Genomic DNA, 22270 nt, shown 5'->3' on the forward strand with positions numbered 1-22270 from the left:
GAACTACCACGCGCCCCCCCCACTCGGGGGGGCTGTTGCGCGGCCCCCCGCCGTGCAACCAGGACTACACCCCCCCCCCCCGGCCAGGTGACGGGGGGGGGGGGGGGGGGGCGGGGCCCCCCCCCCGTCCCACCGGGCTCCACATAGTTCTCCGTACCACCGTTTCCAGGGAGCTGTTGTCCATGAACCCCCAGGCCCCGGTTCGCGCCGCAGACGACGCTTGGCTCACCGTGGTGTACTACCGCTTCCGCGCCTGGAGGGGTGACCGGCCCTTCTGGGCGGGCCTCTTCACTCTCATCGGCGGCATCCCCATCGCGTACTTCCCCTACGCGGACCTCCGGCTGGGCAACATCACCATCGCCATGGCGACGACCGCCGGCGCGGGCTCGCTGATCATCGGCATCCTGCTGATGACCCTCGGCGTGGCCCTCTGGTTCCAGCAGGGCATCCGGGTCTTCGCCGGAGTGGCGTCGATCCTCCTTGCCCTTGTCTCCCTGCCGGTGTCCAACTTGGGCGGCTTCTTCCTCGGCTTCCTGTTCTCCCTGCTCGGCGGAGCCCTCGCCTTGTCGTGGGCACCGGGCAAGCCGGCGGACCCGGAGGACGCGCAGGACGCGGCGGCCGAGGCGGACATGTTCGCGGACGGCCCCCTGGGAGCCCCCGGCCCCTACGACACGGAAACGGCGTACGCGACCGAGACGAATGCCCACGCCGATGGCGGGAGGAACAGTGCGGGGTGACGAGACGCAGCGGGGCGTGGCCCCAGGCGCAGAGTCCCGCGAGATCAAGGGGCCGCGGCACGCGGCGCCCAGGAAATCGCTGCTGAACAAGCTCCAGATACCCGTCGGCAAGACGATGGCGCTGGCGGCCATGCCGACGGCCGTGTTCGTCGGGATGGGCATGGCGCCCAAGCTGGCCTTGGCCGACGAGAAGGACATCCCCTTCGCGCCCGGCCCGTGTGTGACGCGGTCCGACGAGCCCGCCGAGTCTGCTTCCCCGTCGCCCTCGACGTCGCCTTCGCCGAGTGCGTCGCCCAGCGCGACTCCCTCGCCGTCCGCGTCGAGCGCCGCGAAGCCGAAGCCGAGCACGTCCCCGTCCCCGTCGGCGACCAAGCCCGCGGCGGACAAGCAGGCCGACGCCCCGGCGCCGAAGACGACCCCGTCACCGTCCATCACTCCGTCGCCGGCCAAGACCACGAACCCGCTGGACCCGCTGGGCGTCGGCGACGCGCTCAAGGACCTCGTCGACGGGCTCGGCGCGCCCCTGAAGGACGCGCAGAAGACGGCGACCCCGACGCCCGCGCCCTCCACGACCGCTCCGCAGACGCCCGCCCCGGCCCCGACCAAGACTCAGGACCCGGCGGCGGACGCGATCCGCGACGCGGCGAAGAACGCCGGCGTCGACGTCAAGGAGCTCTCCGACGAGGTCAAGGACACCGCCAAGACCCCGAAGGACGAGACGGGCGAGGCCAAGGCCGACGACGACAAGGCCAAGTCCGAGGAGAAGAAGGACGCGGACGGGAAGGAACCCTTCCCCTGCCCGACCTACGACGCCAAGGCGCTGGCCGACGCCGAGCTGGAGCAGGGCATCCCGCTCCTGCCGGATGAGCCCTGGTACCTGGACAGCTCCCTGCTGACCCTCTACGGCCTGGACTACCACGGCATCGTGGAGGTGAAGACGGCCGGCGGCAAGACCAAGAAGGTCCTGAAGTTCACCGCGGACTCGCTGGACATCAAGGACCTCTACCAGACGGTCGGCAAGGAGGGGAACGTCGCCCACCTGAAGTCCCGTCCGGGCTCCACGTCCAAGATCCGCGGCGCCACGGTGACGATGTACACCGAGAGCCTCAAGGGCAACCTCTTCGGCCTGATCCCGATCGAGTTCACCCCGAACAGCCCGCCGCCGCTGAACGTTCCGTTCGCGTTCTTCACGAACGTGAAGGTCGTCCAGGCCGGCCAGTTCGGCGGCACGCTCACCGTCCCGGGCCTACACAACTACGTCGGCCCGCCGGAGTAGCGGTCCCGCACAGACAAGAGGCCCGCTCCCCACAGGGAGCGGGCCTCAGTCGTGCGCGTGGTGCTCAGGCGTCGAACCGGGGCAGGACCTCGGTGTTCATCCCGTACTCGTCGAAGATGCCCACCAGCGCGCGGGTCATGGCTTCCACACCGGGTTCGCGGACGATCACCAGATCCTTGACCTGGAGGTAGGAACCGTCGGCGCATTCACCGGTGGTCGTCCAGCTGTCCATGACCCGGGCGACCTCGTCGAGGGTCAGGAGCGTAGCACTCCACCTAGTGCCGTCAGGCGCGGTGACGATCGCGTCGGTGTTCTCCACGGTCAGGGGATCGTCCTCGGAGCCGAGGATGTACGTGATGGAGAACCGAGGCGTCTCCACGATGTGGAGGGGATCCTCAGCCATACTGCCGCTTCAGTAGATTGATCACGGTCGTTTCATGGGCCTTGTCGGTCATTCCGACGATATCGTAATTGTCTCCGACCCGGCGGAAGAAGACCCTCGCGCCGTTCTTGGCCCTCAGGTACATGACGCCCTTGGCTCCCTTCAGGTTTCTGGTGCCCAAGCCCTGCGGGATCTCGGTGACCGGCCCCGAAGGGGGGTTCTCCCTGAGCTTGGCCTCAAGACTGTTGAAGTCCCGGGCCACGTCCTGGTTCTTCGCGGAGTCCCTCATGATGTCGAGCAGGCCCGAGTGCTCCTTGAACGACTTCGTGGGGCAGAGCTTCTTCGGAAGGGTCGGCCCGGCCGACGGAGCCGCCGCAGCGCTCAGGAACGAGTGCTTGGCGGGAGCGCTCTGCGCGGCGCTGCCCGACGCCGCGTCGATGAGACACTCGACGACCGGCTGGCCCTTCTTGAGGGTGTCGAGGAGCTTGCGCAGCCGCTCCAGGGTGAAGCGGGCCCGGTCCATGCCGTCCAGGAAGGCATTGACGCCCTTGCCCACCCGGTAGATCACCTTGGCGACGGCGGGGATCTTCGATACGGCCACACCGACCATTACGACGTTGACCAGGGTCCACAGGCAGCTCTCGACGTCACGCTGGCCGAAGCACTTCTTGGCATCCGTGTAGCCGAGTTCGTCGAGCAGGATCTGCCCGCCGTTCTCGATCACCCAGTCGAGCACGTCCTGGCCCGCGAGCTTCTTCGCCTCGCGGAACTCGTCGACACACGACTGCCCGCAGTTCGCCAGCAGCAGGGCCTCTTCGTCCTGCGAGAGGTCCGCTCCCGTGTTGAGCGGGGGAGCCTCGACCAGTGCCTTGCGCGCTTCCTCCTGCCTCTTGCGGAACTCCTCCTCGGCGCGGTCGGCAGCCGATTCGGCGTCCTTCGCGTCCTGGACGGCGTTGGCGGCGGCCTTCTCGGCGCCGACGGCGTCCTTCTCGGACTGGGTCGCGGCGGAGTCGGCGGCGCTCGCGTCGCGGGTGGCGGCGTCAGCGGACGCGTGGGCGTTGGCCGCGCTCTTCTCCGCCTCGGTGGCCTCGTTGTTGGCGGCGAGCGCCGCGTCCGAGGCGTCCTTGGAGGCGCTCTTCGCGAAGAGGGCGTCGGTGCCCGTCTGGGTGCTGTACTCCTTCGTCCTGTCGTCGGCCTTCTTGGCGGCGTCGGCGGCCCGAGCGGCTTCCGACGCCGAGGCGCGGGCGGCTGCCATGGACTTCAGCGCGGCCGCCGTGTCGGCTGCCGCCGCGGCTGCCGCCTGGGCGGCGAGCTTGGAATCGCCGGCCGCCTTGTCGGCGAGGGCTTTGGCGGTCGCCGCGGCCTTGGTGGCCTCGTCGGCCTTGGCGGTGGCTGCTGCTGCCTGCTGTTCGGCGTGGGTCTTGGCGGACTGACCGACCAGCGCGGCGAACGCGGCCGCCGAATCGGTCTCACGGTAGGCCGTGCCGATCGCGATGGCGGTGTTGGCGGGCTGGACGGCCTGCGCCGCGGAGTCGCGTGCGGCGGTGGCCGCCATGGAGGTGGCGTAGGCGTGTCCGGCGGTGACGGCCGACCACGCGGCCGTCTTGACGGCCTCGGTACGGGCGGCCGCGGCGTTGCTGATGGCTTCGAGCGAAGCGGTTTGGGCCTTCTTGGCTGCGGCCTCGGCCTTGGTGGCGTTGACCGATGCGGCCTCGGCCGCGTCGATGGCGTCGGCCGCGGCGGCGTGTGCGGTCAGGGACGCGGAGAAGCTCGTCTCCCAAGCGGACCACGCTTTGTCCGCGGACGCCTGGGACCGTTGCGCGGCACCGTCCGCGCGGGTGGAGGCGGCCCGGGCGTTGACCGAGGCGGTCGTCGCGGTGCCGGCTTCCGTACGGGCGCGACCGGCGGCGCCGGCCGCATCGTTCGCGGCGGCCCGGGCGGCCGTCGCGGCCTCCCGGGTCTCCGCGGCCGCAGGCGTACCGACGGCTGCCGCGGCGGCGGCTTCCAGCGCGGCGGCGCGTGACGCGGTGGCGTTCTTCTCGGCTTCGGCGGCCTCGGCCCGTTCACGTGCCTCGGCGGCCTTGCCCTCGGCGTCGAGAGCCAAACCGAACTGGTCGTGCGCGGTCGTCGCCTGTGCCTCGGCCTCGGCACGGGCCCGGCCCGCAGCCTCGCGTTCGGTCGCGGCGCGTTGCTCGGCGGCCTGGGCCTTGCCGCGTTCGGTGGCGGCGGTCTGCCGCTCCTTGACGGCGGTGGCCTTCTCCTTCTCGGCCTTCGCCCGCTCGGTCTTGGCCGTCTCGGCGGCCTTGCGGGCGGTCTCCTGAGCCGTCTCGGCCTTGGCCTGCGCCGCCTTCGCCTTGGTGGCGTTGTCGGCGGCCTCCTTGGCCTGGGCCGCAGCCGAGGTGGCGGCGGCCTTGGCCTGGGCGGCGGCCTCCTGGGCGGCGACTCGGCGGAACTCGGTGTTCAGCGCGTGCGACTGGGTCTGGGCCAGCGCGTACAGAGTCTTGCTGTCCGCGACGGTCGCCTTCGCCGCGTTCGACGCGGTCAGCGAGGCCTTGGCGGCGGCCTCGGCGGCGGCGGCCGAGGCCTTCGCGACCTGGACGGACTGCTGTGCGAACAGCAGGCCGCGGCCGCGCGGAGTCTTGGCGACGTCCGCGATGGCCCACGCCGCGTTCTGGGAGGAGTCGGCCTTGTCGGACGCCGTCTTGGCGGCGGCCGAGGCAGTCGCGGCGATCTTCGCCTGCTCGGCGGCCTTGGTGCGGGCCGCCGCCAGGTCCTTGGTGGCCTGGGTGAAGGCGGCTGCCGCCGGTCGGCCCGACGCGTTCGCCGGCTGGGCCCCCCAGTACTTCTGCCAGGTCAGGATCTGGTCGGCGAGCCATGCCTGGCCGAGCGACTCGATCATGGCCTCGGTGGCCTTGCGGGCCTCCGCGGCCGCGGTGACCTCGGCGTTGACGATCTCGTTGCGCGGCGTGTTCTGGGCGGCGTACTCCTGCTCCCACTCCATGTGCGCGGTGACGACGATCGGCGACATGACCCGGTAGAAGTCGAGCGGATTGCGGCTGTCGCACGCGCCCCAGGCGGCCTTCAGCGCCTCGACCTCAAGACGGAACTCGACCGAGTCCTCGGCCGGCGTCTCCTTCATGTAGCCGCCGAGCCGCAGGTACCGGCCGATGTCGCTCGCCGTGGGGGAGCGGTAGTTGCTGCTCTCCGCGTCCCGCAGCAGGTCCTTCGTGACGAAGTCGTGGTTGGGGTCTTGGCCCTTGAGTTCTGCGGCGAGCGCCTTCGCCTTGTCGAGGGAGGCCTTGGACGCCACGGCGTGGCCGTCGCCGCCCAACTGGTAGTAGAGGTCGCGCTGGGGGCCCAGGGTGAAGGCGACGACGTCCTTGTCGAACTGCGGGGCGTACTGCGGGATGCCCGCCGCGGTGCCCGACTTCCAGTAGGGGTGGTTCGCGTTCTCCCAGCGCTCGCGCCGCTCGGTGGACGCGACGGGGGAGCCCTCGTATGAGTCCCGGTCCTTGACCATCGCCTGGCGCAGGGTGTCCATGCCCGTGACCGGGTCGGTCGCCGTGGCGAGGGCCGCCGGGGTGCCGGTGAGGGCCTTGGCCGCGGCGCCCTTCATCTCGGGGCCGCCGATGTGCAGGGCGAATCCGCCCGCACAGCGGTCGAGACGGGCCTGCTCGCCCAGGCTGATCGGCAGGTAGGGCGGATTGGTGTCCGGCGGTACCTCGACGGCGGAGGCCGGGGCGGCACCGATGAGGCCGGCCAGCAGGGCGGCGCTGGTGGCCAGGGCGGTGCCGGCGAGGCCGCGCCGTACGGCGGCCCGGACGGCCGGGCTTCTCCCCCGCAAGAGTGTGGATCTGCGCACGTGTTTGCCTGTTCCTTCGGAACTGAAATGGGCAGCCCGAAGGAAGGCATGTGGACGTGTATGCGCTGGTCAGGCGCGAGTGATGAGTTCTATGCCTTCCCCCAAGGCGTGAACTGACAGTTTCATGATCAGACTTACCGCTGGTAGCGCATTTTCAGCCATGTCTACCCGGGAGTAGCAAATGCACGGGCAATCCACAGGCTCCGCCGGGCTGGGAAAACACCGAGGGCGGCACCCCGGATCCCTGTCGGGATCGGGGCGCCGCCCTCGGCCTCTGCGTGGCGGAGCCGATCAGGCCTGGGTGGTGTCGCCACCCAGGTGGTGGACCCGGACCATGTTCGTGGTGCCCGGGACGCCGGGGGGCGAGCCGGCGGTGATGATCATGGTGTCGCCCGGGTTGTGGCGGCCCAGCTTGAGCAGCTCGCCGTCCACCAGGTCGACCATGGCGTCGGTGTTGTCCACGTGCGGGACGATGTACGACTCGACGCCCCAGCTCAGCGTGAGCTGGTTGCGGGTGTTGGCGTCGGTGGTGAAGGCCAGGATCGGCTGGGTCACGCGGTAGCGCGACAGCCGGCGGGCCGTGTCACCGGACTGGGTGAAGGCGATGAGCGCCTTGCCGTCGAGGAAGTCCGCGATCTCGCAGGCCGCGCGGGCGACGGAGCCGCCCTGCGTACGGGGCTTCTTGCCCGGGACCAGCGGCTGGAGGCCCTTGGAGAGGAGCTCCTCCTCGGCCGCCGCGACGATCTTCGACATCGTCTTGACGGTCTCGATCGGGTAGGCACCGACCGAGGACTCGGCCGACAGCATGACCGCGTCCGCGCCGTCGAGGATCGCGTTGGCGACGTCGGACGCCTCCGCGCGTGTCGGGCGGGAGTTGGTGATCATCGACTCCATCATCTGGGTCGCGACGATCACCGGCTTGGCGTTGCGGCGGCACATCTCGATGAGCCGCTTCTGGACCATCGGGACCTTTTCGAGCGGGTACTCGACGGCCAGGTCGCCACGGGCCACCATCACGGCGTCGAAGGCGGCGACGACCGCCGCCATGTTCTCGACGGCCTGCGGCTTCTCCACCTTGGCGATGACGGGGACCCGGCGGCCCTCCTCGTCCATGACCTTGTGGACGTCCTTGACGTCGTTGGCGTCGCGGACGAAGGACAGGGCGACCATGTCGCAGCCCATCCGCAGGGCGAACCGGAGGTCGTCGACGTCCTTCTCCGACAGGGCGGGGACGTTGACGGCCGCCCCCGGCAGGTTGATGCCCTTGTGGTCCGAGATGACACCGCCCTCGATGACGATGGTCCTGACCTGGGGGCCCTCGACCTCGGTCACCCGGAGCTCGACGTTGCCGTCGTTGATCAGGATCTGGTCGCCCTTGGAGACGTCACCCGGCAGACCCTTGTAGGTGGTGCCGCAGATGGACTTGTCACCCGGGACGTCGTCGGTGGTGATGGTGAACTCGTCACCGCGCACCAGCTCGACGGGACCCTCGGCGAAGGTCTCAAGACGGATCTTCGGGCCCTGGAGGTCGGCGAGGACGCCGACGGCACGCCCGGTGTCCTCGGAGACCTTCCGGACGCGGTCGTACCGCTCCTGGTGTTCTGCCTGGGATCCGTGGCTGAAGTTGAATCGGGCCACGTTCATACCTGCCTCGATGAGCGCTTTCAGCTGCTCATACGAGTCGACGGCGGGGCCCAGCGTGCAGACGATTTTGGAACGGCGCATGGAGCGGATCCTATCGGTTTGTTTCGTAGCGGAATATTCCGTCTGGCGGAAAGTCCAAGTGACTAATGAGTAACCAGCGCATACGCCTGGGTGGCGATCTCCAGTTCCTCATCCGTCGGGACCACGGCGACGGCCACCCGGGCACCGTCCGCCGAGACCAGCCGGGGCTCGGGCGAGCGCACCGCGTTGGCCGCCAGGTCCAGCGCCAGGCCCAGCTCGGCCAGGCCGTCCACCGCAGCTTCCCGGACCTGGTGGGCGTTCTCGCCGACCCCGGCCGTGAACGCCACCGCGTCCACCCGGCCGAGCACCGCCGAGTAGGCGCCGATGTACTTCTTCAGGCGGTGGACGTACGCCGCGAAGGCGGTGCTCGCCGCCTCGTCGCCCTCGCCCGCCCGCCGCAGCACTTCGCGCATGTCGTTGTCGCCGCACATGCCCAGCAGACCGCTCTTCTTGTTCAGGAGCGAATCGATCTCATCCACCGAGAGGCCGCCCACCCGCGCCAGGTGGAAGACGACCGCCGGATCGAGATCGCCTGAACGGGTACCCATGACCAGACCCTCCAGAGGGGTCAGGCCCATGGACGTCTCCACGCACACCCCGCCGCGGACGGCCGAGGCCGAGGCGCCGTTGCCCAGGTGCAGGACGATCACGTTCACGTCCTCCACCGGCCGGCCCAGCAGCGCGGCCGTCGCCCGGGAGACGTACGCGTGCGAGGTGCCGTGGAAGCCGTACCGCCGGATGGCGTACTTGTCGGCCGTCGCGGCGTCGATCGCGTACCGCGCCACGTACTCCGGCATCGTGGAGTGGAAGGCCGTGTCGAAGACGGCCACCTGCGGGATGTCCCCGCGCAGCGTGCGCGCCACCTCGATGCCCGTCACGTTCGCCGGGTTGTGCAGCGGGGCCAGCGGGATCAGGCTGCGGATCTCCGCCAGCACCTCGTCGTCGATGACGGTCGGCTGCGTGAACCTCGTCCCGCCGTGCACCACCCGGTGTCCCACCGCGGCCAGTTCGGGAGAGTCCAGGCCCGTCCCGTCGGCGGCCAGCTCCGCCGCGACGGCCTTGAGGGCCGCCTCGTGGTCGGCGATCCTGCCGAGCCTCTCCCGCTTGCCGCCCGCGGCGCCCGGCCCGGTCAGCGGCTCGTGCACCAGCCGGGAGGTCTCCTCCCCGATGCGCTCCACCAGGCCGACGGCGAGCCGGGAGCGGTCCGCCATGTCGAGGAGCTGGTACTTGACCGACGAGGAGCCGGAGTTGAGGACGAGTACGCGCGATGCGGTCACGGTGGAGGTCTTTCCTTGTCGCAGACGGTGGTGGGGAGGTCAGGCGGTGGGCGCGGCCGCGCCCTGCGCCTGGATCGCGGTGATGGCCACCGTGGTGACGATGTCCTGGACGAGCGCGCCGCGCGAGAGGTCGTTGACCGGCTTGCGCAGACCCTGGAGCACCGGGCCGACCGCCACGGCGCCCGCCGAGCGCTGCACGGCCTTGTACGTGTTGTTGCCGGTGTTGAGGTCGGGGAAGATCAGCACGCTCGCGCGGCCGGCCACCTCGGAACCGGGCAGCTTCGTCGCGGCGACCGAGGGCTCCACGGCCGCGTCGTACTGGATCGGGCCCTCGACGGCCAGGTCGGGGCGCAGCTCGCGGACGAGCTCGGTGGCCTTGCGGACCTTCTCCACGTCCGCGCCGCTGCCCGAGGTGCCGGTCGAGTACGAGAGCATCGCGATGCGCGGCTCGACGCCGAAGGCGGCGGCGGTGGCGGCCGACTGGACGGCGATGTCGGCGAGCTGTTCGGCGTCGGGGTCGGGATTGACGGCGCAGTCGCCGTAGACGAGGACCTGGTCGGCCAGGCACATGAAGAAGACCGAGGAGACGATGGACGCTTCCGGCTTCGTCTTGATGATCTCGAAGGCGGGGCGGATGGTCGCCGCGGTGGAGTGCACCGAGCCGGAGACCATTCCGTCGGCCAGGCCTTCCTGGACCATCAGGGTGCCGAAGTAATTGGCGTCGGTTACCACGTCGTTGGCCAGCTCGACGGTCATGCCCTTGTGCGCGCGGGCCTTGGCGTAGTACTCGGCGAAACGTTCCCGCAGGGGGGAGGTCGCCGGGTCGATGAGCTGCGCGGCCGAGATGTCGACGCCGAGGTCGGCGGCCTTCTTCAGGATCGCCGGCTCCTCGCCCAGCAGGGTCAGCTCGCAGACCCCCCGGCGCAGCACCACGTCCGCGGCGCGCAGCACGCGCTCCTCGGTGCCCTCGGGCAGCACCACGCGGCGGCGCTCGGAGCGGGCCCGCTCCAGCAGCTCGTGCTCGAACATCATCGGGGTGACGCGCTCCGAGCGGGTCACCGACAGCAGGTCGCGCAACTCGCCGGTGTCCACGTGCCGCTCGAAGAGGCCGAGCGCGGTCTCCAGCTTGCGCGGGGTCGCGGAGTTCAAACGGCTCTGCAGCGCGAAGAGTTCGGCGGCGGTCGGGAAGCTGTTGCCGGCGACCGACACCACGGGCGTGCCCGGGGCGAGCTTCGAGGCGAGCGTCAGGATGTCCGGACCCGGGCGTTCGTTCAGGGTGAGCAGCACACCGGCGATCGGCGGGGTGCCCGAGGTGTGCGCGGCCAGCGCGCCGATGACCAGGTCGGAGCGGTCCCCGGGGGTGACGACCAGACATCCGGGCGTCAGGGCGTTCAGGAAGTTCGGCAGCATGGCTCCGCCGAAGACGAAGTCCAGCGCGTCGCGGGCCAGCCCGGCGTCGTCGCCGAGGAGCACCTCGCCGCCGAGCGCGCGGGTGATCTGGGCGACGGTGGGGGCGGACAGCGACTTGTCGTCCGGCAGTACGTAGCAGGGCACGGGGAGCCGGGCGGCCAGGCGCTCGGCTATGAGGTCGCGGTCCTCGGCGGCCACCCGGTTCACCATCATCGCGACGACGTGGCAGCCCAGGCTCTCGTACGCGCGGTAGGCGTTGCGGGCCTCGGCGCGCACGGCCTCCGCGGGGTGCTTGGTGCCGCCCACGACGGGAACGACGACCGCGCCCAGCTCGTTGGCGAGGCGGGCGTTGAGCGCCAGCTCGTCGGGGAGATTGGTGTCGGCGTAGTCGGTGCCGAGGACCAGCATGACCTCGTAGCCGCGGGCCACCCGGTGGTAGCGGTCGACGAGCTGGGAGACCAACTCGTCGGTGCCCTTCTCGGCGAGGATCACCGAGGCCTCGTCGTACTCCATGCCGTAGGCGGTCGCCGCGTCCTGATCGATCCGGTAGCGGGCCTTGAGCAGATCGAAGAGCCGGTCCGGTCCGTCGTGGAGCAACGGGCGGTAGACGCCGACCCGGCCCGTCTGGCGGGTCAGGAGCTCCATGATCCCCAGCTCGACGACCTGACGGCCGTCCCCCCGCTCGATGCCGGTCACATACACGCTGCGCGTCACGCCTGCTCTCCATCCCTTGCTGTGAATGTCTGTTTAGTCTGGCTTGACCTCTTGACAATACCTCTGCCGCTGGATAGGGCGCCCCCCGGGAAAAGGCCTGGCCGGAAGGGTCGAAAGGCCTGGAGGGCGGAGCAGCAGAAGACGCGCGGCACCCCGGGCCCGTGGAAGAATCGGACAGGCTTCACCATTACGCCCTTCATATGTACGGCAGGAGACACAGCACGATGCGTATCGGAGTTCTCACCGCAGGCGGCGACTGTCCGGGCCTCAACGCTGTCATCCGGTCGGTCGTACACCGTGCCATGGTCGGGCACGGAGATGAGGTCATCGGCTTCGAAGACGGATTCAAGGGACTCCTCGACGGCCACTTCCGCCCGCTCGACATCAATGCCGTCAGCGGCATTCTGGCGCGCGGCGGCACGATCCTCGGTTCGGCCCGCATGGAGCGCGCACGTCTGCACGAGGCCGCCGAGAACGCGCAGGAGCTGGCGAAGCGGTACGGCATCGACGCCCTCATCCCGATCGGCGGCGAGGGGACCCTGACCGCCGCCCGGATGCTGTCGGACGCCGGAATGCCGGTCGTCGGCGTACCGAAGACCATCGACAACGACATCTCCTCCACCGACCGGACCTTCGGCTTCGACACCGCCGTCATGGTCGCCACCGAGGCCATCGACCGCCTGAAGACCACCGCGGAGTCGCACCAGCGCGTCATGGTCGTCGAGGTCATGGGCCGCCACGCGGGCTGGATCGCCCTGGAGTCCGGCATGGCCGGCGGCGCCCACGGGATCTGCCTGCCGGAGCGCCCGTTCGAGGTGGACGCCCTGGTGAAGATGGTGGAGGAACGGTTCGCCCGCGGCAAGAAGTTCGCCGTCGTCTGCATCGCCGAGGGCGCGCACCCGGCCGAGGGTTCCATGCCGTACGAGAAGGGCGCGATCGACCAGTACGGTCACGAGCGCTTCGCCGGCATCGGCAACCGCCTCGCGGTCGAGCTGGAGCACCGCCTGGGCAAGGAGGCCCGGCCGGTCATCCTCGGCCACGTCCAGCGCGGCGGCACCCCCACCGCGTACGACCGCGTGCTCGCGACGCGCTTCGGCTGGCACGCCGTCGAGGCCGTCCACCGCGGCGACTTCGGCAACATGACGGCCCTGCGCGGCACCGACATCGTGATGGCCCCGCTGGCCGCGGCCGTCACCGAGCTCAAGACCGTCCCCGAGAACCGCATGTACGAGGCCGAGTCGGTCTTCTGACCACCGCCTGCGGCCCCGATATCCGTGCGACGAGGCCCCGGAGCCCAGCGCTCCGGGGCCTCGCCGTGCTCCGGACCTTCGCCAGGCGGGTCGGGCCGCCGGACACGGCCTATGCCGCGCCGCCCGCGAGGTGCCAGAACCGGTCCACGATCTCGGCGAGGAACTCCCGGCCCGCGTCGCCGCTGCCCGCCTCACCCTCGCCGCCACCCCAGCTGAGCGTCGCCACCATCCGCGACTGGTAGTCCCCGTGCAGGTGCTCCAGCACCCGCTCCAGATTGGCCTTGGGGATCGGCAGCAGCTTGCCCAGCGGCTTCACGTACGCCTGCCAGCGCGTGGTCACCGCACTGCGCAGCAGCTCCGCCAGCTCCTCCTGCTTGCCGGTGGCCGCCACGAATTGGGCCAGTGTCAGCCCGAGCACCGTCGCGAGGGAGGCGGACTGGCGCTCGTTGCCCTTCCAGCGCCCGGTGTCCTCCATCTTCTGGTACGAGTTCGCCTCCAGCCCGATCCGCCGGGCCAGCTCCTCGGCGGCCAGCCCCCTGGCGATCCGGTGCTCGCGCAGGGTGACCGGCTCGGCCAGCAGCTCCCCGGGCGAACACCACAGGACGCCGGCGAGGGCCGTGAGCTCGGTCGAGGTGGGCGATATCTCGCCACGCTCCCAGGCCATCACGGTCTCGGGCGCGACGATCAGTCCGTACTGGGCGCGCAGGCCATAGGCGACATGACCGGGAGCCATGCCCAGGGCCGCGCGCAGGCGACGCGCGGCGGGGGCATTGAAGGGTGGGCTGGAGTGCACACGGCACACCGTAGGAGTGGCCGGGCTGTGGCGACTACAGACCAATCAAACAAGCCCATAACTCGTAGGAACGTCCTATGGAGTTAGGGGCTTTTATCGGTTTCCTGTGCGACTGACCGGTAATCGGTGCGACTCGAAGATCGACTGCACCTGTACGGTTCCAGCCAGCGCCCCTCAGCGCAAGGCCCCTCACAGCCCCTGCACAAACCTGAACCGCACGTCCACCCCGTGCGTGATCCCTGTGGGGGCCCTCGCGGACGGGGGTGGCGAGGGCCCCGCCCCCGGCCGCCCGCCCCACACCTCCTCTTGCCTTGACGTCGGCGTCAAGGAATACGGTCGGTCCATGCGCATCGGCGAACTGGCGGAGCGGGCCGGGACCAGCACCCGGACGCTCAGGTACTACGAGTCGCGCGGGCTGCTGCCCGCACGGCGGGCGGACAACGGCTACCGGACGTACGACGAGGACGACCTGCGGCTGCTGCGCCAGATCCGCACGCTCCAGGACTTCGGTTTCGAGCTGGAGGAGACCCGGCCCTTCGTGGACTGCCTGCGGGCAGGCCACCCGGACGGGGACTCCTGCCCGGCCTCGCTCGCCGTGTACCGGCGCAAGCTCGCCGAGCTGGACGGCCTGATCGGCCAGCTCGCCGACGTACGGGACCAGGTCGCGCGCCGGCTGGCCGACGCCGAGGAGGCCGCCGGAGAGGCGGCCGCCCCGCGCTGCGAGATGACGGGCTGAACGGCCCGCACACACGACCGACACAAGAGGGGACACGAGCATGATCCACGCACAGGGTGTCGCAGAAGTGACCGACGCGGACTTCGAGGCGGAGGTGCTCGGCGAGCGGGGCAGGCCCGTCCTCGTCGAGTTCACGGCGGACTGGTGCGGCCCCTGCCGCCAGCTCGCCCCCGTGCTGTCCGCGATCGCCGCCGAGGAGGCCGACCGCCTCAAGGTCGTGCAGATCGACGCGGACAGCAACCCCGCCGCCGTCACGCGGTACGGGGTGCTGTCCATGCCGACCCTGCTCGTCTTCCGCGACGGCGAGCCCGTGCAGCAGATCGTCGGCGCCCGGGCCAAGCGCCGCCTGCTGCAGGAACTGGAGGAGCAGCTCGCTACGGCCTGAGCCAGACCGTCGCCAGTGGCGGGAGCGTCATCCGCAGGCTCGCCGGCCGGCCCTGCGCGGGCACCGGCTCGGGCCGCAACGGCTGCAGGTGGCGCACGCCGCTGCCGCCGTACTGCTCCTGGTCCGTGTTGAGGACCTCCTGCCACAGCGCGACGTCCTCCGGGACGCCGATCCGGTACCCGTGCCGGACCACCGGCGAGAAGTTCGACACGCACAGCAGCTGCGAGCCGTCCTGCGCGTACCGCAGGAAGGCGAAGACGTTGTCCTCCGCGGCGTCCGCCTCCACCCAGGCGAAGCCCTCCGGCACGGTGTCCCGCTCCCACAGGGCGGGCGCCGCCGTGTACGCGCGGTTCAGATCGCGCACGAGGGTGCGCACGCCACGGTGGTCGCCGGCCGCCGCGTAGGAGTCGTCCAGCAGCCACCAGTCCGGCCCGTACGTCTCCGACCACTCCGACCCCTGGGCGAACTCCTGTCCCATGAACAGGAGCTGCTTGCCCGGGTGGGCCCACATGAAGCCCAGGTACGCCCGGTGCGCGGCCCGCTGCTGCCACCAGTCCCCGCCGGGCATCTTCGACACCAGCGAGCCCTTGCCGTGCACCACCTCGTCGTGCGAGATGGGCAGCACGTAGTTCTCGCTGAAGGCGTAGATCATCCCGAAGGTCATGTCGTGGTGGTGGTACTTGCGGTGCACCGACTCCTTCGACATGTAGCGCAGGGTGTCGTGCATCCAGCCCATGTTCCACTTCAGGCCGAAGCCCAGCCCGCCCGAGTCCGTGGGCCGGGTGACCCCGTCCCACGCCGTGGACTCCTCCGCGATCGTCACCACGCCGGGGCAGCGCCGGTACACCGTCGCGTTCATCTCCTGGAGCAGCGCCACCGCGTCCAGGTTCTCCCGTCCGCCGTGCTCGTTCGGCGCCCACTCGCCCTCACCGCGCGAGTAGTCGAGGTAGAGCATCGAGGCCACAGCGTCCACGCGCAGCCCGTCGACGTGGAACTCCTCGCACCAGTACACGGCGTTGGCGACGAGGAAGTTGCGGACCTCCTTGCGGCCGTAGTCGAACTCCAGCGTCCCCCAGTCCGGATGGGCGGCCCGCCGCGGGTCCTGGTGCTCGTACAGCGGACGCCCGTCGAACTCGGCGAGCGCCCAGTCGTCGCGCGGGAAGTGCGCGGGCACCCAGTCGACGATCACCCCGATTCCGGCCCGGTGCAACGCGTCCACCAGGAAGCGGAAGTCGTCCGGGGTGCCCATCCGCGAGGTGGGCGCGTAGAAGCCGGTGACCTGGTAGCCCCAGGAGCCGCCGAAGGGGTGCTCGGCGACCGGCATCAGCTCCACGTGCGTGAACCCGAGTTCCTTCACGTACGCGGGGAGCTGCTCGGCGAGCTGCCGGTAGGAGAGCCCGGGCCGCCAGGACGCCAGGTGCAGTTCGTACACCGAGAAGGGGGCCTGGTGCGGTGCGCGGGCGCCGCGGTTCGCCATCCACTCCGCGTCCCGCCACTCGTGCTCGCTCGCCGTCACCCGTGAGGCGTTCGCCGGCGGGACCTCCGCGGAGCGGGCCATCGGGTCGGCGCGCAGCGTGTGGCTGCCGTCGGGGCGCGTGATGTCGAACTTGTACAGCGCCCCGGCGCCCACGCCCGGCAGGAACAGCTCCCACACGCCGCTCGACCCGAGCGAGCGCATCGGGTAGGCGACGGAGTCCCAGTACGAGAAGTCACCGGTGACCCGGACCCCCTGGGCATTGGGCGCCCACACCGTGAACCGGGTGCCGGCCACCCCCTGGTGCTCGATGGGCTCGGCGCCGAGCGCCTTCCACAGCTGCTCGTGGCGGCCCTCGCCGATCAGGTGCAGGTCCAGCTCGCCGAGCGAGGGCAGGAACCGGTACGGGTCGTGGATCTCGATCTCGTCGCTGTCGTACGCCACCAGCAGCCGGTAGTCCGGCACCCCGGTCAGCGGCAGCAGCCCGGAGAACAGCCCGTCGCCCTCGTCGAAGAGCTCGGTGCGCAGCCCCTTGGCGAGGATGGTGACCGTCTTGGCGTACGGGCGCAGCACGCGGACGGCCACCCCGCCCCGCTGGGCACGGGCGCCCAGCACCGCGTGGGGATCGTGGTGGCGGCCCTCCAGCAGCCGGGCCCGCTCCTCCGCGCCGAGCGCGGGCGCCGGCCGGACCCCGCGGGGCGGGGCGGGGCGGCGGGCCCGTGGCGCGCGCGGCTTCTTGGCTGACGCCGGGACGGGTGCGGCTTCGTCGTGGACGGTCGGTGACGGCTGTCGTGCGGCGCTCACGCGAGCGGCCTCCTCGGGGGCTTCTGATGGGGTTGGGGATGCGCGGAGATGGAGCCGGGGACGGGCGGGGTCGGCGGTACCCGGTGGGCGGGCCGCTGCGGCTCGGAGAGCCGCCGGATCGCGGCCATCGGGACGTGTAGCCAGTCGGGGCGGTGCCGGGACTCGTAACGCGCCTCGTACACCGCCTTGTCGGTCTCGTACGCGCGCAGCAGCACCGGGTCCTCGCGGGGGTCGCGGCCCGTGGTGCGGGCGTAGCCCTCGCAGAAGGCGGCCCGGCAGTCGTCCGCCCAGGCGGGGGCGAACGGCCGGTGCGAGCGCGCGGCGTAGTCGAAGGAGCGCAGTATCCCGGCGATGTCGCGAACGGCCGGTTCGGGGCGGCGCCGGTCGGCCAGCGGCCGGGCCGGCTCTCCCTCGAAGTCGATCAACGACCAGGAGCCGTCGAGGGTACGCAGGGTCTGCCCCAGATGGAGGTCCCCGTGGATCCGCTGGGCGGGTACCCCGGCCCCCCGGGAGGCGGCCAGCGCGTCGAACGCCCCCCGCAGCCCCGTCTCGTAGGGCCGCAGCGCGGGCACCTCCCGGGCGGTGGCGGCCAGCCGGGCCGTCATCCCGGCGGCGAGCCGGGCGGTCTGCTCCGGGCCGAGCGCCACGGTGGGCAGCGCGGCGGCGAGCGCGCTGTGCACCTCGGCGGTGGCCCGGCCCAGCGCGTACGCCTCGGCCGTGAAGTCCTCCCCGGCGTCCAGCCGGCGCAGGGCGAGCTGCCAGCCGTCGTCGGAGCCGCGCAGGTACGGCTGGAGCACGCCCAGGGTCAGCGGCTCGCTCCCGGGCAGCTCGGCCTCGTACCAGGAGACGGGCGCCGGGACCCGGGCGCAGCCGGCGGCGGCCAGGGCCCGGGGCAGCTCCAGGTCCGGATTGACCCCGGGGCCCACCCGGCGGAACACCTTCAGGATGTACGAATCCCCGTAGATCAAAGAGGAGTTGGTCTGCTCGCCGGACAGCGGCCGGGGTGCGAGCCCGGTCGGCACCGGCGCGTCCGGGTCCCGGTCGAAGCGGAGCGGGCCGAGACTGCCGGGGGAGCGCAATCGTTCCAGCAGCATGGTGGCGAGCCGGGGGTCGCCCAGCGCCTCGTACACCGCCCGGCCCGCGTACGGACCGTCCTCGGCGTGCCCGATCAGTGTGGGCGCGAGCGCGGGCGGCAGGGACGGGCGGATGCCCAGCAGGAGTTGGTAGCAGTCCCCGTCGACGTCGAGGAGCAGGTGCAGGAGTCCGGGGGTGGATCCCGGCGGCAGCAGTTCGGCCGCCGATACGGCTTTGAGTGTGCCGATGGTGCGGCCCTTGCCCGCGAACCAGCGCTGTGCGGGCAGCCAGGCCCTCAGCATCGGTTCCAGCGGGCCGATCCCGGCGGCCCGGTCGGCCGTCAGCCGGCTCCGGGCGGATGCAGCCTCCGACATGGCGTCGCGTCCTTTCCCCGGGCCGTCACAGAATGCGCAGAGTGTCCCGGATGTGCGGCAGTTGCTTCTCCGGCGTGTGCGAGTGTCGGGTCAGGATGATCCGTACAGGGGCGGGCGATTGACCCATTCGCGCTGCCCGCCCCGTACCCGGCTACTGCTCGGCGCGCTGCTCGGTGCGCAGGCGGAACCAGTAGAAGCCGTGTCCCGCCAGGGTCAGCAGGTACGGCCACTCGCCGATCGGCGGGAAGCGCACATCACCCGTGAGCTCCACCGGGACCCGCCCGTTGAAACGCCGCAGATCCAGCTCGGTGGGCTGCGCGAAGCGCGAGAAGTTGTGCACGCACAGCACCAGGTCGTCCCCGAACTCGCGCAGGAACGCGAGCACCGCCGGGTTGGACGAGGGCAGTTCGGTGTACGAGCCGAGTCCGAAGGCAGGGTTCGCCTTGCGGACCTCGATCAGCCGACGGGTCCAGTGCAGCAGCGACGAGGGCGAGGACATCGCGGCCTCGACGTTGGTGACCCGGTAGCCGTAGACGGGATCCATGATGACCGGCAGGTTCAGCCTGCCCGGATCGCAGGAGGAGAAACCGGCGTTGCGGTCCGGGGTCCACTGCATCGGCGTGCGGACGCCGTCGCGGTCGCCAAGCCAGATGTTGTCGCCCATGCCGATCTCGTCGCCGTAGTAGAGGACGGGCGAGCCGGGCAGCGACAGCAGCAGTGCCGTGAACAGCTCCATCTGCTTGCGGTCGTTGTCCAGGAGCGGGGCGAGCCGGCGCCGGATGCCGATGTTGGCCCGCATCCGCGGGTCCTTGGCGTACTCGGCGTACATGTAGTCGCGCTCTTCGTCCGTGACCATTTCGAGGGTGAGCTCGTCGTGGTTGCGCAGGAAGATGCCCCACTGGCAGCGGTCCGGGATCGCCGGGGTCTTGGCCAGGATTTCGGAGACGGGGTAGCGGGACTCTCTTCGTACGGCCATGAAGATGCGCGGCATGACCGGGAAGTGGAACGCCATGTGGCATTCGTCCCCGCCCTTCGCGTAGTCCCCGAAGTAGTCGACGACGTCCTCGGGCCACTGGTTGGCCTCGGCGAGCAGCACCGTGTCGGGGTAGTGCGCGTCGATCTCCGCCCGCACCCGCTTGAGCAGCTCGTGGGTGCGCGGCAGGTTCTCGCAGTTGGTGCCCTCCTCGGCGTACAGGTACGGGACGGCGTCGAGCCGGAACCCGTCGATGCCGAGGTCCAGCCAGAAGCGGAGGGCGGAGACGATCTCCTCCTGGACGGCCGGGTTTTCGAAGTTCAGGTCCGGCTGGTGCGAGAAGAAGCGGTGCCAGTAGTACTGCTTGCGCAGCGGGTCGTACGTCCAGTTCGAGGTTTCGGTGTCGACGAAGATGATGCGGGCGTCCTGGTACTGCTTGTCGTTGTCGGCCCACATGTAGTAGTCCCCGTACGGACCGTCGGGGTCCTTGCGGGACTGCTGGAACCACTCGTGCTGGTCGCTCGTGTGGTTCATGACGAAGTCGATGATCACCCGCATACCGCGCTGGTGCGCGGCGTCCACGAACTCCACGAAGTCGGCGAGATCGCCGAACTCGGGGAGCACCGAGGTGTAGTCGGAGACGTCGTAGCCCCCGTCGCGGAGGGGTGAGGCGAAGAACGGCGGCAGCCAGAGGCAGTCGACGCCGAGCCACTGGAGGTAGTCCAGCTTGGCGGTGAGCCCCTTGAGGTCCCCCACGCCGTCGCCGTTGCTGTCGTGGAAGGAGCGGACGAGGACCTCGTAGAAGACGGCCCGCTTGAACCAGTCGGGATCGCGGTCCTTGGCGGGGGTGTCCTCGAAGGTGTCGTGGACGGGATCGTTGATCATCATGTGGTGGGTGACCCTCCGGTGGGCGGGGACGGTCGCAGAGCCGCCAGTACGTGCGCGGGCGTGCGGCCCGGCTCTAGGCGCACGTAGTTGGCCCTGCCCCAGTGGTAGGTATCGCCGGTGAGCTCGTCGCGCACCGCGAGGGACCCGTGCCAGTCGAGGCCGAGTACCGGCATGTCCAACGAGACCGTCGCCTCCTGGGTGTGGTGCGGATCGAGGTTGACGACCACCAGTACGGAATTGCCTTCCGCGTGCTTCGAATAGGCGATCACCTGTTCGTTGTCGGTCGAGTGGAAGTGGATGTCGCGCAATTGCTGGAGCGCCGGGTTGCGGCGGCGCATCCGGTTCAGGGTGGTGATCAGCGGGGCGATGGTGCGGCCCTCGCGGTCGGCGGCGGCCCAGTCGCGCGGCCGCAGCTCGTACTTCTCGGAGTTCAGGTACTCCTCGCTGCCCTCCCGCACCGGGGTGTTCTCGCAGAGCTCGTAGCCGGCGTAGACGCCCCAGGTGGGGGACAGGGTGGCGGCGAGCACCGCGCGCACCTCGAAGGCGGGCCGGCCGCCGAGCTGGAGGTACTCGTGGAGGATGTCGGGGGTGTTGACGAAGAAGTTCGGCCGCATGACGCAGGCCGACGGGGTGTCGGACAGCTCGGTCAGGTACTCGGTGATCTCGGCCTTGGTGTTGCGCCAGGTGAAGTACGTGTACGACTGCTGGAATCCGACGGCGGCCAGGGCGCGCATCATCGCGGGACGGGTGAAGGCCTCCGCCAGGAAGATCACGTCGGGGTCGGACTTGTTGATGTCCGCGATCACCTTCTGCCAGAACACGACGGGCTTGGTGTGCGGGTTGTCCACCCGGAAGATGCGGACGCCGTGGTCCATCCAGTGCCGCAGGATCCGGCAGGTCTCCTCGACGATGCCGGCCATGTCGGTGTCGAAGTGGATGGGGTAGATGTCCTGGTACTTCTTCGGCGGGTTCTCGGCGTACGCGATCGTCCCGTCGGCGCGGTGGCGGAACCACTGCGGGTTCTTCTCCACCCAGGGGTGGTCGGGGGAGCACTGGAGGGCGAAGTCCAGGGCGATCTCCAGGCCCAGCTCCCGGGCGCGCGCGACGAAGGCGTCGAAGTCCTCGATGGTGCCGAGTTCGGGGTGCACGGCGTCGTGGCCGCCCTCGGTGGAGCCGATGGCCCAGGGTACGCCCGGGTCCCAACTACCGGCGGACAGCGTGTTGTTCGGACCCTTGCGGTAGGTGCTCCCGATGGGGTGGATGGGCGGCAGGTAGACCACGTCGAAGCCCATCGCGGCGATCGCGGGCAGCCGCTCGGCGGCGGTCCGGAAGGTCCCGCTGACCGGAGCCTCGCCGGGTTCGACGACGGCTCCCTCGGAGCGGGGGAACATCTCGTACCAGGATCCGAAGAGGGCGCGCTTGCGTTCGACGAGGAGGGGCAGCGGCTTGGCGGAGGTGACCAGCTCGCGGTACGGGCGCTTGGCGAGCGCCGCGTCCACGGCCGGGGCGAGGGCGGCCGCGTACCGTTCGGCGGCCGGCCGGTCCTCGTCGCGCATCACCTCGGCGGCGGCCAGCACGGCCTCGCGGCCGTCCCGCTTGGGGATCCGGGCGCCGGCGCGCGCGTAGAGCTCGGCGCCTTCGAGGAGGGTGAGGCCGGTGTCGATCCAGGCGGGGATCTTGATCGCCGCGTGGGCCCGCCAGGTGGCCACCGGGTCGCTCCACGCCTCGACGGTGTACGTCCACCTCCCCTCGGTATCGGCGGACACCCGGGCCCCCCACCGGTCGGTTCCGGGGGCGAGCTCGCGCAGCGGCACGGGGGGCCGCAGCCGCCCGCTCGGATCCCGCAACACGACGTGTGCGGAGACGGCGTCGTGTCCCTCGCGGAACACGGTGGCTGAGATCTCGAAGACTTCGTCCACGACCGCCTTGGCGGGTCTGGCGCCGCAGTCGACGGCGGGGCGGACGTCCAGCACGGGAATGCGACCGATCATGATGGGCTCACCTGGGGGCAGTTCGCAGGGCTCGGTGACAACAGGCCAGCCGGTATCGCGGCTGGTAGTGCACGCTCTGTTCGCTCTGTTTCTAGCCGCTCGGTGGACGGCTGGGCTGCGGGCATGGCCGCTCCTGTCCGCGTTC

Annotated in this window: 15 protein-coding genes; 5 read left to right on the forward strand and 10 right to left on the reverse strand. The window is 70.7% G+C overall.

The features are described 5' to 3' along the window. The first annotated feature begins 182 nt into the window (after positions 1-182). Positions 183-737, forward strand: a complete 555-nt coding sequence (locus tag ACFYOB_RS30735) for a DUF6114 domain-containing protein (protein WP_388565288.1) — start codon at positions 183-185, stop codon at positions 735-737. After that, positions 727-2013, forward strand: a complete 1287-nt coding sequence (locus ACFYOB_RS30740; RefSeq protein ID WP_388565561.1) for a hypothetical protein — start codon at positions 727-729, stop codon at positions 2011-2013. Before ACFYOB_RS30735 ends, ACFYOB_RS30740 begins: the two co-directional genes overlap by 11 nt. Positions 2014-2077: 64 nt before the next feature. On the opposite strand, the gene ACFYOB_RS30745 is transcribed toward ACFYOB_RS30740, so the two are convergent. The 5 genes from ACFYOB_RS30745 to pta form a co-directional block, all read right to left on the reverse strand. Beyond that, complete coding sequence (locus tag ACFYOB_RS30745) at positions 2078-2416, reverse strand: hypothetical protein (protein WP_388565291.1); 339 nt, start codon at positions 2414-2416, stop codon at positions 2078-2080. Continuing rightward, positions 2409-6257 carry a hypothetical protein gene (locus ACFYOB_RS30750; RefSeq protein ID WP_388565293.1) on the reverse strand — a complete coding sequence of 1283 codons (3849 nt, stop codon included), beginning with the start codon at positions 6255-6257 and terminating at the stop codon, positions 2409-2411. Before ACFYOB_RS30750 ends, ACFYOB_RS30745 begins: the two co-directional genes overlap by 8 nt. A 291-nt stretch (positions 6258-6548) precedes the next feature. Continuing rightward, positions 6549-7982: a pyruvate kinase gene (pyk, locus tag ACFYOB_RS30755; RefSeq protein WP_388565295.1), complete on the reverse strand. Its 1434-nt coding sequence runs from the start codon at positions 7980-7982 to the stop codon at positions 6549-6551. A 62-nt stretch (positions 7983-8044) separates the two neighbouring features. Continuing rightward, positions 8045-9259, reverse strand: a complete 1215-nt coding sequence (locus ACFYOB_RS30760; RefSeq protein WP_388565297.1) for an acetate kinase — start codon at positions 9257-9259, stop codon at positions 8045-8047. 39 nt (positions 9260-9298) lie between these two features. Continuing rightward, positions 9299-11383, reverse strand: a complete 2085-nt coding sequence (pta, locus tag ACFYOB_RS30765; protein ID WP_388565299.1) for a phosphate acetyltransferase — start codon at positions 11381-11383, stop codon at positions 9299-9301. A 224-nt stretch (positions 11384-11607) separates the two neighbouring features. Here pta and ACFYOB_RS30770 point away from each other — a divergent pair, with 224 nt between their 5' ends. Next, complete coding sequence (locus ACFYOB_RS30770; RefSeq protein WP_388565302.1) at positions 11608-12633, forward strand: ATP-dependent 6-phosphofructokinase; 1026 nt, start codon at positions 11608-11610, stop codon at positions 12631-12633. Positions 12634-12742: 109 nt separating this feature from the next. Here ACFYOB_RS30770 and ACFYOB_RS30775 read toward each other — a convergent pair whose 3' ends face one another. After that, positions 12743-13366, reverse strand: a complete 624-nt coding sequence (locus ACFYOB_RS30775; RefSeq protein ID WP_388565563.1) for a helix-turn-helix domain-containing protein — start codon at positions 13364-13366, stop codon at positions 12743-12745. 403 nt (positions 13367-13769) lie between these two features. Here ACFYOB_RS30775 and ACFYOB_RS30780 point away from each other — a divergent pair, with 403 nt between their 5' ends. Together ACFYOB_RS30780 and ACFYOB_RS30785 are read left to right on the forward strand one after the other, a co-directional pair. Then, complete coding sequence (locus tag ACFYOB_RS30780; RefSeq protein WP_388565304.1) at positions 13770-14162, forward strand: MerR family transcriptional regulator; 393 nt, start codon at positions 13770-13772, stop codon at positions 14160-14162. Between the two features lie 40 nt (positions 14163-14202). Beyond that, positions 14203-14547, forward strand: a complete 345-nt coding sequence (locus ACFYOB_RS30785; protein WP_388565306.1) for a thioredoxin family protein — start codon at positions 14203-14205, stop codon at positions 14545-14547. On the opposite strand, the gene glgB is transcribed toward ACFYOB_RS30785, so the two are convergent. The 4 genes from glgB to ACFYOB_RS30805 form a co-directional block, all read right to left on the reverse strand. Continuing rightward, complete coding sequence (gene glgB, locus ACFYOB_RS30790; RefSeq protein ID WP_388565309.1) at positions 14537-16825, reverse strand: 1,4-alpha-glucan branching enzyme; 2289 nt, start codon at positions 16823-16825, stop codon at positions 14537-14539. The two genes, ACFYOB_RS30785 and glgB, sit on opposite strands and share 11 nt — an antisense overlap. After that, on the reverse strand, positions 16822-18273 hold the full coding sequence (locus ACFYOB_RS30795) for a phosphotransferase (RefSeq protein ID WP_388565311.1): 1452 nt from the start codon (positions 18271-18273) through the stop codon (positions 16822-16824). The genes glgB and ACFYOB_RS30795 overlap by 4 nt, the downstream gene beginning before the upstream one ends. A 151-nt stretch (positions 18274-18424) precedes the next feature. After that, complete coding sequence (gene treS / locus ACFYOB_RS30800) at positions 18425-20134, reverse strand: maltose alpha-D-glucosyltransferase (RefSeq protein ID WP_388565313.1); 1710 nt, start codon at positions 20132-20134, stop codon at positions 18425-18427. Beyond that, positions 20131-22125 (reverse strand): maltotransferase domain-containing protein, encoded by a 1995-nt coding sequence (locus tag ACFYOB_RS30805; RefSeq protein WP_388565316.1) that lies wholly within the window; start codon positions 22123-22125, stop codon positions 20131-20133. The genes treS and ACFYOB_RS30805 overlap by 4 nt, the downstream gene beginning before the upstream one ends. Positions 22126-22270 lie beyond the last annotated feature (145 nt).

The organism is Streptomyces sp. NPDC006463 (assembly GCF_042870715.1).
Lineage (GTDB): Bacteria > Actinomycetota > Actinomycetes > Streptomycetales > Streptomycetaceae > Streptomyces.

Excerpts from the sequence above, each read along its gene's own strand:
- ACFYOB_RS30735 (WP_388565288.1), top strand. The coding sequence starts at position 183 with ATGAACCCCCAGGCCCCGGTTCGCGCCGCAGACGACGCTTGGCTCACC.
- ACFYOB_RS30745 (WP_388565291.1), bottom strand. The coding sequence starts at position 2,416 with ATGGCTGAGGATCCCCTCCACATCGTGGAGACGCCTCGGTTCTCCATC.
- pyk (WP_388565295.1), bottom strand. The coding sequence starts at position 7,982 with ATGCGCCGTTCCAAAATCGTCTGCACGCTGGGCCCCGCCGTCGACTCG.
- ACFYOB_RS30770 (WP_388565302.1), top strand. The coding sequence starts at position 11,608 with ATGCGTATCGGAGTTCTCACCGCAGGCGGCGACTGTCCGGGCCTCAAC.
- ACFYOB_RS30775 (WP_388565563.1), bottom strand. The coding sequence starts at position 13,366 with ATGGCTCCCGGTCATGTCGCCTATGGCCTGCGCGCCCAGTACGGACTG.
- ACFYOB_RS30780 (WP_388565304.1), top strand. The coding sequence starts at position 13,770 with ATGCGCATCGGCGAACTGGCGGAGCGGGCCGGGACCAGCACCCGGACG.
- ACFYOB_RS30785 (WP_388565306.1), top strand. The coding sequence starts at position 14,203 with ATGATCCACGCACAGGGTGTCGCAGAAGTGACCGACGCGGACTTCGAG.
- ACFYOB_RS30795 (WP_388565311.1), bottom strand. The coding sequence starts at position 18,273 with ATGTCGGAGGCTGCATCCGCCCGGAGCCGGCTGACGGCCGACCGGGCC.
- treS (WP_388565313.1), bottom strand. The coding sequence starts at position 20,134 with ATGATGATCAACGATCCCGTCCACGACACCTTCGAGGACACCCCCGCC.
- ACFYOB_RS30805 (WP_388565316.1), bottom strand. The coding sequence starts at position 22,125 with ATGATCGGTCGCATTCCCGTGCTGGACGTCCGCCCCGCCGTCGACTGC.